Source organism: Marinoscillum furvescens DSM 4134 (assembly GCF_003386095.1).
Classification (GTDB): Bacteria; Bacteroidota; Bacteroidia; order Cytophagales; family Cyclobacteriaceae; genus Marinoscillum; species Marinoscillum furvescens.
In genome coordinates this window covers 79,380-97,097 of record NZ_QREG01000018.1, presented here as the reverse complement: position 1 = coordinate 97,097, position 17,718 = coordinate 79,380, and the positions used below count along the sequence as shown (strand labels likewise).

12 protein-coding genes are annotated in these 17,718 nt (G+C 48.7%); 1 reads left to right on the top strand and 11 read right to left on the bottom strand.

Annotated features, from left to right (window positions below; translation table 11 throughout):
* Positions 1–50: 50 nt before the first annotated feature.
* The 7 genes from C7460_RS17180 to C7460_RS23840 form a co-directional block, all read right to left on the bottom strand.
* On the bottom strand, positions 51–1,751 hold the full coding sequence (locus C7460_RS17180; protein ID WP_115869364.1) for an arylsulfatase: 1,701 nt from the start codon (positions 1,749–1,751) through the stop codon (positions 51–53).
* Positions 1,744–4,362 (bottom strand): discoidin domain-containing protein, encoded by a 2,619-nt coding sequence (locus C7460_RS17175; RefSeq protein WP_170148074.1) that lies wholly within the window; start codon positions 4,360–4,362, stop codon positions 1,744–1,746. The genes C7460_RS17180 and C7460_RS17175 overlap by 8 nt, the downstream gene beginning before the upstream one ends.
* Positions 4,363–4,366: 4 nt before the next feature.
* Positions 4,367–5,491, bottom strand: a complete 1,125-nt coding sequence (locus tag C7460_RS17170; protein WP_115869362.1) for a glycoside hydrolase family 26 protein — start codon at positions 5,489–5,491, stop codon at positions 4,367–4,369.
* 88 nt (positions 5,492–5,579) lie between these two features.
* On the bottom strand, positions 5,580–6,503 hold the full coding sequence (locus C7460_RS17165; RefSeq protein ID WP_147302998.1) for a hypothetical protein: 924 nt from the start codon (positions 6,501–6,503) through the stop codon (positions 5,580–5,582).
* A gap of 25 nt (positions 6,504–6,528) precedes the next feature.
* A complete protein-coding gene (locus C7460_RS17160) occupies positions 6,529–8,190 on the bottom strand; it encodes a RagB/SusD family nutrient uptake outer membrane protein (protein ID WP_170148073.1) in 1,662 nt (553 codons plus the stop codon).
* Between the two features lie 11 nt (positions 8,191–8,201).
* A complete protein-coding gene (locus C7460_RS17155; RefSeq protein WP_115869359.1) occupies positions 8,202–11,339 on the bottom strand; it encodes a SusC/RagA family TonB-linked outer membrane protein in 3,138 nt (1,045 codons plus the stop codon).
* A 4-nt stretch (positions 11,340–11,343) separates the two neighbouring features.
* Positions 11,344–11,496, bottom strand: coding sequence for a hypothetical protein (locus tag C7460_RS23840; protein ID WP_170148072.1), 153 nt, complete (start codon positions 11,494–11,496; stop codon positions 11,344–11,346).
* Between the two features lie 351 nt (positions 11,497–11,847).
* Here C7460_RS23840 and C7460_RS17150 point away from each other — a divergent pair, with 351 nt between their 5' ends.
* Entirely contained in the window at positions 11,848–13,404 is a 1,557-nt protein-coding gene (locus C7460_RS17150) for a glycosyl hydrolase (RefSeq protein ID WP_170148071.1), read from the top strand.
* Between the two features lie 106 nt (positions 13,405–13,510).
* Here C7460_RS17150 and C7460_RS17145 read toward each other — a convergent pair whose 3' ends face one another.
* Genes C7460_RS17145 through C7460_RS17135 form a run of 4 tightly spaced genes read right to left on the bottom strand, consistent with a single transcriptional unit; the run spans position 13,511 to position 17,640 of the window.
* Entirely contained in the window at positions 13,511–14,680 is a 1,170-nt protein-coding gene (locus tag C7460_RS17145; protein ID WP_221409559.1) for a glycoside hydrolase family 43 protein, read from the bottom strand.
* Positions 14,681–14,691: 11 nt separating this feature from the next.
* Entirely contained in the window at positions 14,692–15,828 is a 1,137-nt protein-coding gene (locus C7460_RS17140; RefSeq protein WP_115869357.1) for an aldose epimerase family protein, read from the bottom strand.
* A 1-nt stretch (position 15,829) separates the two neighbouring features.
* On the bottom strand, positions 15,830–15,991 hold the full coding sequence (locus C7460_RS24480) for a hypothetical protein (RefSeq protein ID WP_317127705.1): 162 nt from the start codon (positions 15,989–15,991) through the stop codon (positions 15,830–15,832).
* Positions 15,940–17,640, bottom strand: a complete 1,701-nt coding sequence (locus C7460_RS17135; protein WP_317127704.1) for a glycoside hydrolase family 2 protein — start codon at positions 17,638–17,640, stop codon at positions 15,940–15,942. Before C7460_RS17135 ends, C7460_RS24480 begins: the two co-directional genes overlap by 52 nt.
* Between the last annotated feature and the right edge of the window lie 78 nt (positions 17,641–17,718).

Here is a 17,718-nt window from a genome sequence, read left to right as displayed (position 1 = left end):
GTCATTTGATGGTTTGATGTTGACTCTTCAAGGGCATTTAGCTACTGTGGTTATTCTAAACGCTCCAGGGTCAGTTTTTTCAACTCCCATCCAGCAACAGCTCCTACCAGATGCACGGTAAGTTCCTCATCGGAGGGGCTAAAATGAATGGACGGTAGGATCGCCTCCCCCCAGTGGAAAGCATAAACTTCTCCGCGGGGTACCCGGTCTGGACTCGGAATCATGACCTTCTCTGCAGGAGGTACTTTCAAGGTGTGCTTCCGCTTACCTATTCGCACCTCCACACTTGTGGGTTGCGGACTGGAATAGGCCATTCGCAATCGATACGCTGATGGGTTTTTCACCAAAATGTCCCAGGACATCCATGCTCCTGAATCCTCCTGAACAAAGAAATCATTGGCCCAACCTTCACCACCCGAAAATCGAACGCCCGCAAAAGCACTTGCATCTGGTGCCGGCAAAATGATACGCCGCACAGGATGTCCCACCTCGATGGGTGGTGGCACGATGCCCTCACTTGTTACCTGTTCAAACCAATGCTGATATTCGGACGCAAAGGACCGCCTTACCTCGGGCCATGTTTCCGCCAAATTCACCTGCTGCGAAGGATCGTTTTTTAAATCATAAAGTGCCGTATCGGCTTTCAGCGTGAGCACCATACTGTCAGATCTCACCGCACCAGGAATGGTATCCATTTTTCGCACAACCTGGTGGGTAAAAAATAAACGTTTTTTGGTTTTGCCTGCCATTACACCCACTAAAGACTCTCCATGAATACCCAAACTATCAGGCACTGCGGCTCCTACCACTTCGGCAATTGTTGGGAGGATATCGATATGTGCGGCCAGGTAGGCAATATGCTCACCAGTGTTCCATCCTTTGCCGCTAAAATGCATCAGAAAAGGGACATGTACGCCCCCTTCGTCTACATGTGATTTGATGCCTTTCCACGGACCATTGTAGCGGTACCCGTTAGGACCATTGTCGGTCATGAAGATGATCAACGTATTTTCCGCCTTTCCAGAAGCCTCCAGTGCAGCCAGCAGCCGTCCGATATTTTGATCGATATTGGCCACCATGCCATAAATACAAGCCAGCCGATCATCCAGCCCCATTGCCTTGTAGGTGTCAAAATACTCATTAGGAACCTGAAAGGGCGAGTGCGGAGTATTGTAGGATACATAACAAAAAAACGGATCATCAGCCGCCATAAATTTGATCGCCTTATCGGTGAGGATATCCGGCATATAGCCTTCAAAAGCCTGCAGCTCATGCCCTACCTGAAGTACAGGATCGAAGTAATTGTTAGCATGACCGTCGGTGAATCCTACAAAATCCTGAAAACCCTGCCCAACCGGATCGTGAGGAAACTGTTTGCCATTGTGCCATTTGCCAAACAACCCACTGCGATAACCCACTGGCTGTAAAAGCTCCGCGATGGTTACCTCCTCACTGCTCATCACCTCCCGGCGATGAGTCACCCAGCTGGTGCCTGTCGCCAGGTGGTATCGACCTGTAAGTAAGCTAGCCCGAGTGGGTGCACAGACCGGTGACACATAAAACCGATCAAAAATCAATGAATTCCGGGCCAGAGAGTCTAGTACTGGGGTTTTGAGCACTTCATTGCCATGAAAACCTGCATCGCCCCAGCCCTGATCATCGGTAACAATCAACAGGATGTTTGGAGGCTCTTTGGGACCTTGACAGGCAAAAAAGCCAATAATCGCCCAAAGTGCCAGCCACTTACTCATGATTGATGATCAATTTGGTTTCTGAAACCTGCTCCCCGTACAATCTCACCACATAAACTCCTTCAGGCCAGTCTGGCAACTGCATATTGCCGATTAGCACCTTGGTCCTAAGCAGCTGATTCCCTTGCAAATCGTAAACCTCCATCCATTCAAACCCTGGCTCCAATATCGTTAGCCAGTTGCCGGTTGGATTCGGTGCCAGGAGTTGCGCTTTCGGCTGATAAGCCATCAGCACTTGCTCCGTGACGGAAACCTGAAAGGACACCTCAGCAGTAGCTCCAAAAGGGTCCTGAGCTGCCAGCGTAATGGTAGCATCTCCTACCGCTCCCTCACTAAATAAAAATCTAATCCCAACATTGCCCAAACTCGGCACCACTGATACGAGGGACTCATTTGAATTGGTAATGCCGTATGTCAGCAAATCGGGATGCTCCTTGTCAGCAAAAACTTCATTGTAGCGCACATAATTATTGATGGTTTTGGTTTGCCCTACTTTCACGCTGTAGTCCTCAATAGCGGTAAGCACTGTAGGTGCTTCATTGGACTCCCAGTACTCTACCGAAATTTCATCTACCTGATAGTTGCCGTTGTGGTTGCCATCAGTCATCAGCAGCCGCACATAGCGAGCCGTTTTGGTTTCATCAAATGCCAAGACCTTTGGGCGACCTACAGATGATGCTACAGACTCCAAAGTAGACCATTGTTCACCGTCGCTACTGACCTGCACTTCGTAGGTTTTGGCATATTTCGGCCCCCAATCGATCGACAGAAAATTAAATATTGTAGTTGCTCCCAGATCCACCTGAAGGGATTGCTCGGTCCCATAGTCGCTTTGCCAGCGCGTCTGAGGGTCTCCATCATTAGCATACTCGGCAAAAGCACCTGCAGACTGGCTACTCGCTGTGATTGACTTAAAATGGGCCAAATTATTTCCAGCTTCTTTTTCACTCGCGAGCATCACTACCGCACCCGTCTCCGCATACCAGTCGGCTGTGTCGTAGGCTTTGAGCTGTAGCTGTGCTGTAGCAGCAGGTGGATTGGTAAAAGTCAATTGCAATTGCCCGTCCTGTATGGTCGGTGTGACCCAATTGTCGCCAGCGCTCACCTGAAAGCGCAAGGGCTCAGACTGGTCATCCGCAAACAGGCTATTCACGTCCAAATAGCTCACCTCTGTAGGCAAGTTTTCCAGGTAAGACCTGAAAGGTGCAGCCTGTTGCACGACCCATGGCGTTTTGTTCAGCGGTGCTCCTGAATTATCAATTCGGAGCGCTTCGGGTATCATACTGGCTGCGGCCCGCAGACCAGCAGCGGTATGCGCCGAAAAGTCTTTGTTGAAATCCGAAGTGGAACTCCAGGACCAGCTGAGAATGCCCGCATAGCCATACGCAACTGCCAACTCATATGCCTCCTCGATGCTATAGCGCGGTTTTGCTTTTCCAGCGATAGTATCTGCAGGAAATTCTCCGATCACGATTGGCTTGTCCAGACCCCAGTAGTCTGCCGGACGATGAAAGGGTGAGTGATCATTGCCAAAGTGGTGTGGGTAGTAGTGCACCTGATAAAAATCGAGCGTTCCATCTGGGTCGCCACCTGCGGCGATGAGTCGTTCGTCACTGTAGTAGTTTTTAAACCCCGGCCCCACATCTGAGCTGGCCTTGAAGGACCAGCTACCATTAGATACCTGCGCACCAGGAACCTCTCGGTGGATAGCTCCGGTACATTTGTTGACAAATCGCTGAATGACTTCCATTGACACCCTCCCAGCGCTGCTCCACCCAAAGTTGGACGTCATACCTTCTGGCTCATTGAAAATCTCCCAGGTCATCACGGCCGGATGATCCCCCAGCCTTCGAAGGATGGGTATCAGCGCATTGTCCACATAGGACTGAACATTCTCTTCACGCTCCAATAGCTTTTTCATGCGCTCCGGATCTTGTTGCTGGTTGTTTTGCAGCATATCAAATGACCACAAGCACATGCTGATCATTAGGTTATATTCATAAGCCAGATCCAGCACAAGCTTCATGTTTTGGATAGTAGCCTCCTCAATTCCGGTGACGAAACCACTGGTATCTACTTGTGGGTTTTTGGCTCCATTGGTATGCAGCCACCAGCGCAGGCTGTTGCCTCCATTGCTCGCTATGGAGTCCATAAGCTCGCGGTAGTAGCGCTCAGCCTCCGCATCGAATACGGTGAGGTCGTTGGCAAAGCGGTGCCAGGCAATGTTCATCCCCGATGCGAAAAGGGATTGATTTCCTCGAAAGGTGATCCTATTGAGCCCATGATTGGTTGGGTGACCTACAAAAACTGTAAAATCCTCCGTATCCTTAAGTCCCGCCGGGTCTGTGACAATCAGCCTTATATCCGTTTCGTTTACGGCAAGCTGAAGCGTATGGGTAGCCTCATTGGCCACCGTATCGCCGGCCACTACCCAGTGATAGGTAAGCTCGTCCCCATCAGGGTCGCTACTTCCATTTGCAGACAAAATAAAGTCGGTTGGCAGGGTCAGCATAACAACCGTATCCGGTATAGATACAGCTTGTGGCGCACTGTTTTGCGCATGCGCGTAGTATGAAAAGAAGGTAAGCAGGCTTAGGATAAATGGCTTCATAACATTATTTGTAAGGGTTGGTAATATCGCGAAGGAAGAGTGTGGCGGAGTGTGCTTCGAAGGCTCGAAAATCTGAAAATGCGGGGTGCCCCTCATAAGGCACGTAGTGATGCTTTTTGGTGCTGTTGCGCCATACCAGCACCCAGGCGATATTTGCCTCAGCGGCTTGCATGGGCTCTAGCAGCCATTGTGTGTACCAGGCTTCTTTGGCAAGTCCATCCAAACCCGTTTCGGTTAAAGCCGCTATTTTTTGTTTGGATCGCGCCAGGTTTCCTAGCTGCTGTAAAGAAGCTGTGAGGTGTAGATGCTGGGTAGAGTCACTGACCTTATTTTGGCTTTTGCCCACGTCCCAGTAGTCGTCTAAACCGAGGATGTCCACATAGTCATCACCGGGATATCCATACAAGTATGCCTGGTCAAAATCGTCCAGCTGCAGCCTGCTGCGATCAGGAGAAAAGGCATAGATGAGCTGATGTAAGTTTTTCTCATTTCTCAGGTAATCCACGGTAAACCTCCAGAGGTCAATGTATTCCTGTTCGGTGCAGTTGCCTTTTCCCCACCAAAACCAATCTCCATTGTGCTCATGGAATGGCCTAAACACAATAGGTATTTTTTGAAAGGGAAACACCTGACATGCCCCGATAAAATCTGCGAATCGATCCAGGCGATCGAGATACGTTTGATGGGCTTTTCCACCTGGCAGCAAGGCCGGCACGCTGTGCGATTTATCCCAGGAAGAGGCTCCGTTTTCGGGGTTGACCATGTGCCAGGAGATGGTATTGATACCTCCCATCTTGTATACCCGGTGAATGCCTTTTAGCATGGATTTGAAAAGTACTGAATCAATATTTCGCTTCGAGGTAATCACGCCTACATCCCAACCAAAAACAGCTGGATAGGATCCCACCGCATCTTTCACATCCGATCGGCCGGGTACATCCCACCAGTCTACCCCGTAGGAGAGATCATCCTGATGACCGAAAAGTATCCCTTGCGAAGCACTACGGCCAAGAAAATCATACAGCTGTGCTGCACGAGGATGTGCCTGAGGGTCTGAAAGCACAGGCTGGGCACTCACGCCGTATAGGATAAAACCAAAAAGCAGTAACGCAATGGTCTTTGGAAGCATATTGGATTCTTTAAGAAGGATTAGGAAGAGTCCGCCTGCATAGGCGGGCTCTTCCTGGTAAAAGTCAGATTTAAGTATTTCGCTTTTGCTATTTCACCCAGGGCAGTTGCTCTATAGGGCCATCGGTGATCGATATTGCATCGATGTTGGCATTGTATCGGGTATTGTCAGGGTCAGCAAAAACCCACGTAGCTGATCTGAATACCACTTTCAGCATCTGAAATTTCATTTCTGGTACCAGTTCATTGATTTTCCCGGTAGGGTCGCCATAGTTTGTGCGGAAGGTCACATCACTGAGGTCCATGCTAAATAGCTTCCACTCGCCTGCAGTGCCTGCTTTGAAGAGGTAGTCTTTGTCATAGTCCTGGTCATTGACTCTAAACGCCACAGTGATTGCCAGTGAATCCTGTCCAGAGTTTACCCAAAAGTTGAGGTGGGGATTGGCCAGTCCACTCAGATCAATTTGTGCTTCTCCATCATTGTCTGGATTATCGTCCATTTTAGATGGCCAGTATTTGAAATCAGACCAGCCAGGATTGTCAGGATCTGAGAGGTCTACCGCCAGCGAATAGTAATGGTTGCCTTCAATCGCCGTGATGCTACCGTCCCCATCGTATTGTGCCAGCTGTGCTGGATCGAAGAGATCTGCCGGTGGCTCTGCGGTGTTTTCAAAGTCGAAAATCACACCCAAGCCACTGTCTACGCCAAAGTTTTGGCTACACTGCGCATCCTCCGGGTTTGCTTCGCAGAAGCATGTGGGATTGTAATTAAACAGGCAGCAATTTTCGGTATCGTCGGTGGCATTGGTACCCTCTGAGCAGTAGCAGTCCACGTCATACTTCGGCAAGCAGCATTGCCCATCAAAAGGGTTAGCCGCACAAAAAGCGTCGGGGTTGGTTTCAAAGGTAATTTCCTCTTCTTTTTTAGGCTCATCTTCGCCACAAGAAGCCAACAGCATGATCGCTCCCAGAGCGAAAATCAGTTGAAATGGTTTGAATAGTCGTTGCATCATTTCTTAGTTTTAATTGGTTTGATTGTTAATAATTTCTGTTTTGTAGGATGTTCCAGTTGTTGGTCTCGATGGAGGGAATTGGGAAAACGGGAACAGGATTGACGATTTCCTGACCTTCCGCTTCCGGATGACTGGCAGTAATGCTATGATCCAGTGCCGCCTGAGCGATTTCGGCACCATATAGCGATTCCATTCGCGCCATGAACTGCCCGGTGCGAACCATGTCCCAAAACCTCAGGTGCTCCATACCCAGCTCCCTGCGGCGTTCTGCATAGATAAAGTCCAGCAATGCAGGTCCTGATGCAGGAATGACACTGTTGTCCAGCGGCGCAAAGCCAGTAGGCTCGTAACCCGATGGGTTTGCAGGGTTCCAGCCTTTAGGATAAGTGCTTTGGCTCGCTCGGTTTCTTATCTCTGTCAATCGGGCCACCGCCTGACCGAAATTGCCCTGATGCCATGCCGCTTCTGCATTCATCAGCAGGATGTCTGCATATCGGAAGTGACGGATATTTTGTCCACTTCCCTTTTGGGTGACCCAAAGGCTCGTGTCATTAGGATCGGCCATAGCCTTTCGCGAATAATACCCGGTCTTGTTTCGCTCACTAGCAATCATCTGCACCCCAAAGGCATATTCTCCAGCAGCCAAGGCAGTTGCGGGTCTTCGAGGGTCATTGGCCTCATAGTTTGCCGCCAAGTCAGCAGAAGGTGTATTGAATCCCCAGCCGCCCAGTGAAAGTGGATTGGTAAAAACAGTCCACTGAGAACCTACAGAGGGACCAATGCTACCGGTGCCTCCCATATCCGTGCCCGTATCCACTGCCTGGATCTCGAAGATCGACTCACTATTGTTTTCACCTTCAGGCTCGTAGATTTCTGCGTAGTTGGCGGCAAGTGCATAGCTACCGAAGGCTCCATTGATGAACTGATCGGTGAGGTCGAGCACTTCACTCCATTCGTGCTGGTTGGTATTGTCCGTGCCTAGCTGATACATGATCGCCCTTGCCAAATAAGCCGCCGCTGCACCTTTGTTTGCCCGACCTATTTCTCTTACTCCTTTCTCTGGCAGGTGCTCCATGGCAAACCGAAGGTCCTCCTCGATCAATTCGTATACTTTGAAAAGCGGCGCTCTGGTAAACTCCCGGCGGTTGATCTGATCTGAAGTCACCGGCTCGCGAAAGATTGGCAGGCCACCATAGATGCGGGCCAGCAAGAAGTAGGCATACGCCCGCACAAACCGGGCTTCCCCCTCCATTTCATTTTTCACTTCCGCATCAAAAGCCGCATCCTTGAGATTTTTGAGTACCAGATTGGCCCTGCCAATGGCAATCCAGTGGATGTTCCACATCCCGATGATATTGCCCGTACTTCCAGAGGCTTTGAACTCTTTCAAATCCTGAATACCACTCTGATCGCTATCTGTAGAGCCTTTTTCGGCATTGTCCGAGCAGATATCCCCGATCAAAAACTCATAGGAATGATAAAATCCAGGCGCGGTGTTGGTTACCTGTCCCCACCCGAGGACGTCATACATGCCATTTACCGCCAGGCGCGCATTTTCTTCTGAATCAAAAAAGCTGGCTTCCGTAATTTCTGTTTGAGGCTCCTCCACGAGAAAGTCCTCGCAGGCACCAAGCCCTACTGATAAGATGAGGACAAAAACAGTGCGTAGTTTCGTTAGAATTTTCATGATTGTAGCCATTAAAATTTGATGTTGGTACCGATGAAAAAGGTGCGGGCTTGTGGGTAGCTACCCAGGTCTACTCCTGCTCCGAATGGATCTCCATAGGCCAGACCTATTTCAGGGTCAAACCCAGAGTATTTGGTAAAAGTGAGCAGGTTGTCCGCTGACAAATAAAACCGCACTTGCTTTAGCTTGACTTTTGTTAGCAGTGCTTTTGGCAAAGAGTAGCCAACTTGCAGGTTTCTCAACCGAAGAAAAGAGCCATCCTCAATGAAGCGATCGCTAAACAGGTCATTTTGCGTATTGCTATCAGTGACACGCGGCTGGGTGTTGGTACTGCCTTCAGCAGTCCAGCGATCCATTCTGGAAACGAGCAGGTTATTGTCCGCAGCGCTTGAGCCTTCGTTGTAAAAAGTGAAGATATTGGCTATTTCATTGCCGTAGACTCCTGAAAAAGCAATGCTCAGGTCGAAGTTCTGATAGTTGGCTGAGAGGTAGAATCCGTAGGTAAACTCTGGAATAGCACTACCAAGTGCCACGGCATCATCCGAGTTGATATATCCGTCGTTGTTTACATCCTCATAGATCACATCTCCGGGTGCCGCCTTGTCCTGAATGATTTTGTGGTCTTCGCTATTGGCTGCTACCACTTCACCGGCTCCATTGATCGGCTGGCCCTGCTCATTGTAGGCACGGCGTGCATCGATTTCCGCCTGATTTTGGAAAATACCCACGGTACGCAAGCCATAGAAGGTAGCGAACTCTTCGCCCACGGAGGTGCGAGTAGCCGGCATGCCGATTTTTGACTCATAGCCAGCACCTGTGATAATGTCTCCAGCACCTAAATCGGTAACTTCATTGTTGATAAAGGATATATTACCCCCGACATTGAAGATTAAAGAGCCAACATTTTGCTTGTAGTCAATGGTAAACTCTGAGCCCCAATTTTTCATGGAGGCGGCATTGGATCTCGGACCTATAGCTCCGGCAAAATTGGGAACCGGAAGCTTCTCCACGAGTAGGTCTAAAGTGTTTTTGACAAAATACTCTCCTGTAATCGACAGCTGATCATTGAAAAACATCAGATCTGCCCCTACATTGACCATTTCACTGGTTTCCCATCGCAAGGTGGAGGCTGGCAGCTGACTGGATGCATAGCCTGGTGATGGGTTTTTGTTGTCAAAAGCGTACTCCCAATTGGGACTGAGCGTGGCATAAAACCCGTAAGGAGATACTGGGTCCTGATTGCCAATACGCCCCCATCCCCCTCTTAACTTAATGGCTGAAATCAGCTGCTGCGAAGGAAAAAAGGCTTCTCGATCAACGTTCCACCCAAGTGAAAAAGATGGAAAAGTACCCCATCTACCCTCTTCGGGAAACTTACTAGAGCCATCTCTGCGTAGGGTACCGGTGATCAGGTACCGGGAATCGTAGCTGTACGTTGCTCTACCAAAATAGGAAAGCATGTTGAAGGCACGAATCACCGGCGGATTATCACCACTAGGGTTGGTAGAATTGTACTCACTGTCTTGCTGGTAGCTCTCCACACCGATCACGGCATTGATGCTGTGTGCACCAAGTGATTTGTCATAGGCTAGTGTATTCGAGTTTTGGAGTACCGTTTGTAGCCCGGAACCGGTAAAAAGTCTTTCTACGCTCAGCGACTCGTTGGGAGACACCTGAGGCTCACCATCCACCAAATAGCGACTTTCTATGGTCGTATTGGTCGGCGTAAAGCTGCGGCTGTTGTTTTCTCTATGGTCATATGTGACGAGCGATTTTGCCGTAAGGCCCGGCATCAATTCCCAGGAAGCGGAAAATGACGGAACATAGCGTGAGCCTGTGGCTGTGCGGAATTGCTGCTCATAAGCAACTCTTGCCGGATTGGCTATGTCGGTAAGGCCCGTGCGGTCCCAGTGACCTGTAGTAGGGTCTTTCACCGGATTGATCGGGTCTTTGCGCAAAGCCGTACCCAAAACGCTCCCGTAAGTTCCCTGGCTGTAGTTGATATTGTCGTACTGCGAATACTTAAAATCTGCAGTGACTTCTATTCGGTCGGTGGGACGGTATTGTAAGTTGGCCTGACCTCTCAGGGTCTCTCCACTGGTATTTACCACGATGCCCTCTTGCTGGAAAAAAGTACCACCTACTTTGTAGCGCAGTTTACCGGTACCTCCACGCACCATCAGGTTATAGTTCTGCACAGCTCCATTGCGCAGGACCTCATCCTGCCAATCAGTACCGGTTATATTTCCAGCGAGTGCATCTCTCACCCAGGATTTCTTCCCTGAATCATCGATGGCATTGATGTCCCACGCCTCTCCCGGACCAGACAGTGACTCTACATAGAGCTCTGCAAACTGCTTAGCGTCCAGCAAGTCCTGAGTCTTCCATGCTTGCTGTATGCCAGCATAGGCATTTACTTCCACTTCGAGTCCACTTTTCAGCCCTTGCTTGGTGGTGATGATGATCACACCATTGGCACCACGCGAACCATAGATCGCTGTGGCCGAAGCGTCTTTTAAGACTTCCATAGATTCAATATCTGCAGGTGAGATATTGGAAATATCACCCGTCAAAAATCCGTCTACGACATACAAGGGACCTGCGCTACCGAATGATCCCACCCCACGAATACGCACGGTGGTACCCGCCCCGGGAGCTCCGGAGTTGCTCATGACCTGCACGCCGGCTACTTTCCCCTGCAGGTTTCTGTTGATATCTACAGACGCGAGCTTTTCTAGTGATTCTACATCTACACTGCTCACGGAACCCGTCAGGTCACTTTTCTGTACCGAACCATAGCCCACTACCACGACTTCTTCCAACGACTGGATGTCTTCTGATAGCGCGATGTTAAGCGCTTGAGGGGTACGGATTTCCAGTTCCTGACTTTCAAACCCTACAAAAGAAATCTGTAAGGTTTGTCCTACGCTCGCTTGAAGCGTGAAGCGTCCGTCCACATCCGTGATGGTGCCATTGGCGGTCCCCCTCACGATCACTGTGGCACCGATAACCGGTTCACCAGAGCGAGCGGCTGTCACCACTCCAGAAACGGTCTCCTGAGCCAGTGCTGGCTGCATCATCAAGCAGAGCAGCAGTCCCAGCAGGAGTCCGCTTTGCCTGAGTTCGAAATGTTGTAATCGTATGTTCATAGGCTTATAGGAAAATTTTTATGATGAGATACACGCCGAGCACAATCCCCACTCCCAGACCGATTTCCAGAAAAAGCAAATAGCTCGCTCTATAGGTGCCGGTCCATTTTTTCACGGCTTGGTTGGTTTGCCTTAGTAGGGTAGTGAGTGATTTCATGCCTGATCCATATCAAATTGTTGCTGACCAAGGTACCTGAGGAAAAAAATGAAGGACGAAGGCATTTTTCACAAGTGCAAGGGGCAATCCCAACAGGGGCATTTGTAACAGATTTGGCAACTGTTACATCGCTCACCCTTCGAGGTAAAAAAATGGCCTCAATAAGCTATTTCGAGTCTTTTCGCAAAAGCAGGACGGTCGAATATTCGAATTTGAAAAATAAATAACCTGGGTACTCAAGATCTTTTTTGATCAAAAATCCATGTGCAGGAGTCCCTGTGAAATGGGAGATGGCTTCAGTGGAGTATGAAGGGTTCTGAGCACCTTGAGAGATCAACCAAAATCTACAAAATGATGAAAAATTTAGGAATGTTTTTTTGCTCCCTACTGGTAGCAATTTCAACCAGCGCACAGGTGGACCCTACGGTTTCTTCCCGCACACAAATTCTGTACGACAACCTGCGAGTAATCACCTTTGACGACAAACTCCTCTTCGGGCAGGAATTTGCCAATAGCTATGACCAGTCTGGGTATTACAGTGCACCAGATCAAAGTGATATCAAAGATGTCACAGGCACACATCCTTCCGTATTAGGGTCTGATTTCATGTATTTCCGTAAGGACGGTGGCGCGGAATATAGTGCACATAAAAATGGTGTGATTGAGGCCTACCAAAATTTTGGGACAGGGGCCCTGGTTACTTTTGACTGGCACTTTAGAGGCCCTGGCTTTAAACCGGGTCAAAACTACGGCACCCCGGATTTTTACTACACGGACAGCAACGGTCAGCAGCAAATGGTCACGGGCAATCGCTACCTGGCACACGATATTGTGTATGACCATCAGTGGGGCTGGTATACCGACGATGCTGATGGTGACCCCCGCCTCATCGATGGCAAAACACCAAGGCAATGGTTTTATGATCAACTGGCAGCAGTAAAGGACATCATGCTGGACCTGAAGTACTGGGACAATGGATGGGTCCAAATTCCTATTGTGTTTAGAATGTACCACGAGATGAACGGTGGATGGTTTTGGTGGGGGAAAGATGCCCTGGCATTTACTGCTCAGGATTACATCACCCTGTATCAAATGACCGTCAACTACTTCACTCCCCTGGTGGACAATGTGCTCTTCTGCTGGTCTCCCGACATGTTTTATACCACAGCTTCTTATGGCCGCAAGAAGGGTGCGGACTACTACCCGGGCAATGCCTACGTGGATGTACTGGGCCTGGATGCGTATGAGATCGGTGACAGCTATTACAATGACTCCACCTTTAGAAGCCAGATTCGGGCGATTTCTGATTTTGCCTACAACAACAATAAAATCGCAGCGCTCACAGAGACCGGATACCGCACTAATGTAGGTGAAATAGGAGCACAGAGCTGGGCTGATGACTGGGCCAGTGGCAATTTCTGGCAAGATCGGGTGATTCCAGCGCTCTACAACGATCCCCTGGGACGCGCACACAAAGTGGCTTGGATTCTTACCTGGATTAATTCCCCCTTCGGACCCAATCCTTATGTACCGAATAGCAGCTCAGCGCAATGGGCCAAGGACAAATTCAACGATTTTAAAAACGAAACCAATGTGGTATTTGCAAATGAAATGAGTGGTGCCGGGATAAATCTGTACCAGTCTTCCGGATCACGTACCGGGGCTGACATGGCCAACTCGAAGCTTTCTGTGATCCATGCTGAGGCTGAGCAAAAACTAATCATTCGGCAAGAAGAAGCAAGGCCAGGTGCTCTCGAAATCTTTGACTTACGAGGGCAGCGGGTGTTGCAACATAGCTTCGACCTACCTACCATGGAGCTGGACCTCAGCGCACTCCGAACCGGCATATACCTGTATCAACTGACTACAGACCAGCAGCAGCTTTCGGGTAAGATTAGGAAAGAGTAACACCTAATGAGACACTATTCTGAGAGTGCTTCAATTAGCAAAGAAAAGCGCTTGTTTACCATAGGAATGCAAGCGCTTTTCCTTTTTAAGTAGTTGATTGTTCTGACTACAACTCAGGGTAGGTTTGCTCCTCAGTGGTTGGGCCCGCTACCACCAATTGACCATTCTCATCGATATGCATTGAGTCGATGAAAACGACCCGCCCCTGCCCACTGGCTTTGGTTCGTGCATGATAAACGGTGTACATCTTTGAGCTGTCCGCTGAAAACAATACCATGTTGTGCCCGGTACCTGTAACCTCACCTCCCTTTTCTACATTTTTCTGCAACACAGGGTTGTTCGATGCCTTTATAAAAGGCCCAAGAGGAGATGGCCCCGTGGCATACCCAACGGCGTAGTTAGCTCCTGCGTAATAATTCGCTGAGTACATGATGTAATAGGAATTCTTCCACTTGAAGGTAAAAGAACCTTCCGTCCAGCGCCGATTGATTTCCCCGGAAGTCACAGACCGACTTTCCCATTCAGCCTGCTGATCATCAAGGGACACCGGAGGCCTCAGCAACAAAACAGGCTCTCCCTCCACTCCGCTAAAGTCTGGCTTTAGTTTTACTCCATAAATCCAGCTTTCCTCTATTTCATCATATAGTCCTTCTGATTTAGCCCAGGAGGCTACTTCACTGGCAACAGGATGCTGGGAACAGGCTCTCGAGTAATACAAATAATTGGTACCGTCTTCACCAAAGTAGACATTGGCATCTATGATCGGGTAGCCGGGATCGAATATTGGTCGATCATACATATCCAAAAACGGTCCTGTCGGGCTATCGGCGACCGCTACGCCAATCCGAAAGTTTTCTTCATCTTGCTGTGGGTTGTGTTTCCATTGAGCACTGAAAAACAGGTAATACTTATCTCCACGCTTGTAAACTTCAGGAGCCCAAAACCACTTCTCGTTCCAGGAGCTGTCTGTATTTCCTGTGTATACCTGTCCTTCAAACTTCCAATGAACCAAATCCGAAGACGAGTACGTGGCAAACCCATCTTTTGCTCCCCCTCCGGTACCATACATGTAATAGTTACCATCTTCGTTATCCAGGATAAAGGGATCCCCAAAGGCCACATCCACTGGATTCGTAAATGAAGCGGAGGTCGATTTCGTGGTTTTTTCAGAACAAGAGCAGGCTATCCACGCCACCATAGCTACTAATATGAAAGATGAAAAGGGGGATGACTTCAATTTTTGAATGTATTCGGTATCTATGAGATTAAGCTCCATCTTTTTAACTTTTAAAATGTAAACCGATAGATCGTTCGGGATCGATAATCCTCCTCCGGCTGAAGCAGGGTGGTAGGAAAAGTAGGTTGGTTGGGGGTGTCAGGAAAATGCTGTGTTTCCAGACAAAAGGCACCTCGAAATTCATAAACGCCATTTTTTCCTGTTTCGGAACCATCCAGAAAATTGCCACCATAAAACTGCAAGCCGGGCTCTGTTGTAAGCACCTCCAGTGTAATGCCTGTCTTCTCTGAGCTCACGGAGGCCACCTGTTCGGGAGTTTGAGTAATCCCTTTATCCAACACGAAGTTGTGATCGTATCCATTTCCAAAGACTAGCTGCTGGTGATTCGAAGCTAATCTATCGCCAATCACTGTTGGCTCACGGAAATCAAATGGTGTACCTGAAACGGAAACCAACTCACCTGTAGGGATCAGCGTCTCGTCCTCTGGCGTATACTTCGATGCCTGGATTTGCAACACGTGATCGTTGATGGTACCACTGCCATCGCCACTCAAATTAAAAAACGCGTGGTTGGTAAGGTTTACATGAGTTGGTTTATCCGTATTCGCCTCATAGTCCATCACGATTTCATTGGAGTCGGTGAGCGAATAGGTGACTTGCACTTCCAGCTCTCCGGGAAAGCCCTCTTCTCCATCCTGAGCGGTATAAGCCAATGTAATTTGATCTGAACTGGCACTCAGCACTTCCCACACCACATTGTTAAACCCTTTTTTTCCACCGTGGAGGTTGTTCGGGCCATTGTTTTGAGCCAGCTCGTAGAGCACACTATCCAGAGCAAATTTTCCGTTGGCTATGCGATTTCCATATCGGCCAATTAAAGCTCCAAAATAGATCTCTGAGGTTTCCAAATAGCCTTTGAGGCTATTGTAGCCAAGGTTGACATCTACAAGTTTTCCATTTTTGTCTGGTACAAGCAGGTGCACGATTCGTCCGCCATAATTGGTGATCGTCACTTGCATACCGTTACTGTTTTCCAGCAAGTAAAGAGCTACCTCCTTACCATCAACCGACTGCTGAAATGCTTTGCGAACATTTTCATAGTCCAACCGATCACTTTTGCATGCGGCCAATAGTGCTGAAGCTAAAAACACTCCCCACACGAAAGACTTCCATATTGTCAATTTCATATTAATCCTGATTGATCGAGTTAATTACTTTAAGATTTGCTTTGCGAACAGCTGGCAGGTCCAGCTTGATGACCTTGCGGTCGTAGGTCATGAGGCCATTTACTTCACCTTCTACATCAGTGGTCTGGGTATACACCGCAGCAGAAAAACCCGATTTTGCCATCTGCGCAAGCTCTTCAGCATAGAGGTTACATACTTCGCTGTGACCTCTCTGGAGGATTTGAACTGGATATATCCCCAGTTTCGATCGGTTTCCCAAAGATGCCCCTTCAGGGCCAGCCCGATACCCCCATATTCACCCAAGACAGTAGCGCGCTGCGCATCATAGAGGTACATTTCCGGTCCTGGATAGTTGTGCAAATCGAGCATATCTCCTACTGGAAAATGATTTCCACCGCTGGCCGGGTTTATCAGTCTGGAAGGATCATAAGCCATGTTCCACTCCACAATCTCTTTTGTCTTAAACTGCCCCCAACCTTCATTGAAGGGCACCCAGCAAACTATGCTCGGATAAGAAAACAGGTGATCCATAATTTCTTTCCATTCCTTCAGAAATATGGCTTCTGACTCGGAAGTTCGCTTCAATTCTGTACCTGTGAAATACTGTCTGTTTTGCCAAATGGGTTGCTGGTCACCATTGGGCATGTCTTGCCAAACGAGTACGCCCATGCGGTCACAATGTGTGTACCACCTGGCCGGCTCTACTTTCACATGCTTTCGGATCATATTGAAGCCAAACTCTTTGGTTTTTTTAATGTCATACATCAGCGCCTCGTCTGAAGGAGCTGTATAAAGTCCATCTGGCCACCAGCCCTGGTCCAGCGGTCCAAACTGAAAATAATCCTCATTATTCAACTGCAGCCGGACAATTCCTTTTTGATCTCTTTTACTGCTGATTTTACGCATGGCAAAATAGCTATTCACCTGATCCGTAACTTTTCCCTGGCTAGTAATAGACACCTGCAGTCCGTACAAAAACGGGGACTCTGGAGACCATAATTTCTGATCAGGAATGGTGATGACCAGCTCCTGACCTATGGCAGCTTTTTGCTCGGCAATCAGTGTTGCTCCATCCGTCACTTTTACCGTAATTATGTCTCCATAGGTAGTACCTCTAGCCTTAACCGCTAGAGTGATACTGGACGCATCAATATCCGGAGTAGTCTTGATGGATGTAATGGATTTTTCTGATACAGGCTCTAACCAGACAGTCTGCCAGATGCCCGTCACAGGCGTATACCATATGCCTTCAGGGTCTTTCACCTGCTTCCCTCTAGGTTGGGGCCCTTCATCAGTAGGATCCCATACTTTCACTTTGAGCTCTTGCTCTCCAGCTACCAAATAGGGCGTAATGTCAAAATAAAAGGGAGCATAGCCTCCTTCATGCTCACCTACTTTGATACCGTTTACAATAACCTCTGCTCTCCAGTCCACCGCTCCAAAATGCAGGAGCACATTTTGTCCTTCCCATTGATCGGGAACCTCGAAAGTACGCTTGTACCACAGCACATTTTCTTTCCCAACAGCTCGTTGTACGCCGGATAAGCTAGACTCCACAGCAAAAGGCACCAGAATGTTGCCATCATAGCTTCCTGGTTCGATAGTATTTACCGGGGCAATGGCATAACTCCAAAGTCCATTGAGGTTTTGCCAATCGGCGCGCTCCATAATTGGACGTGGATACTCCGGCCACACATTATCAGGGTCCACTTCGGCGGCCCATTTGGTCTTGATTTTGTCACCTGCTGGTTGCCACTGTGCTTGAAGTGACAATACACCGAGCATTAGGTAAAGAAGAAGTATGTTTTTCATGGGTGTTCATTAAGATGTTCGGAATGTGATAGAAATAAGAGCGACCCGAAGGCCGCTCTCTTTTGCTCCAACTTGTTC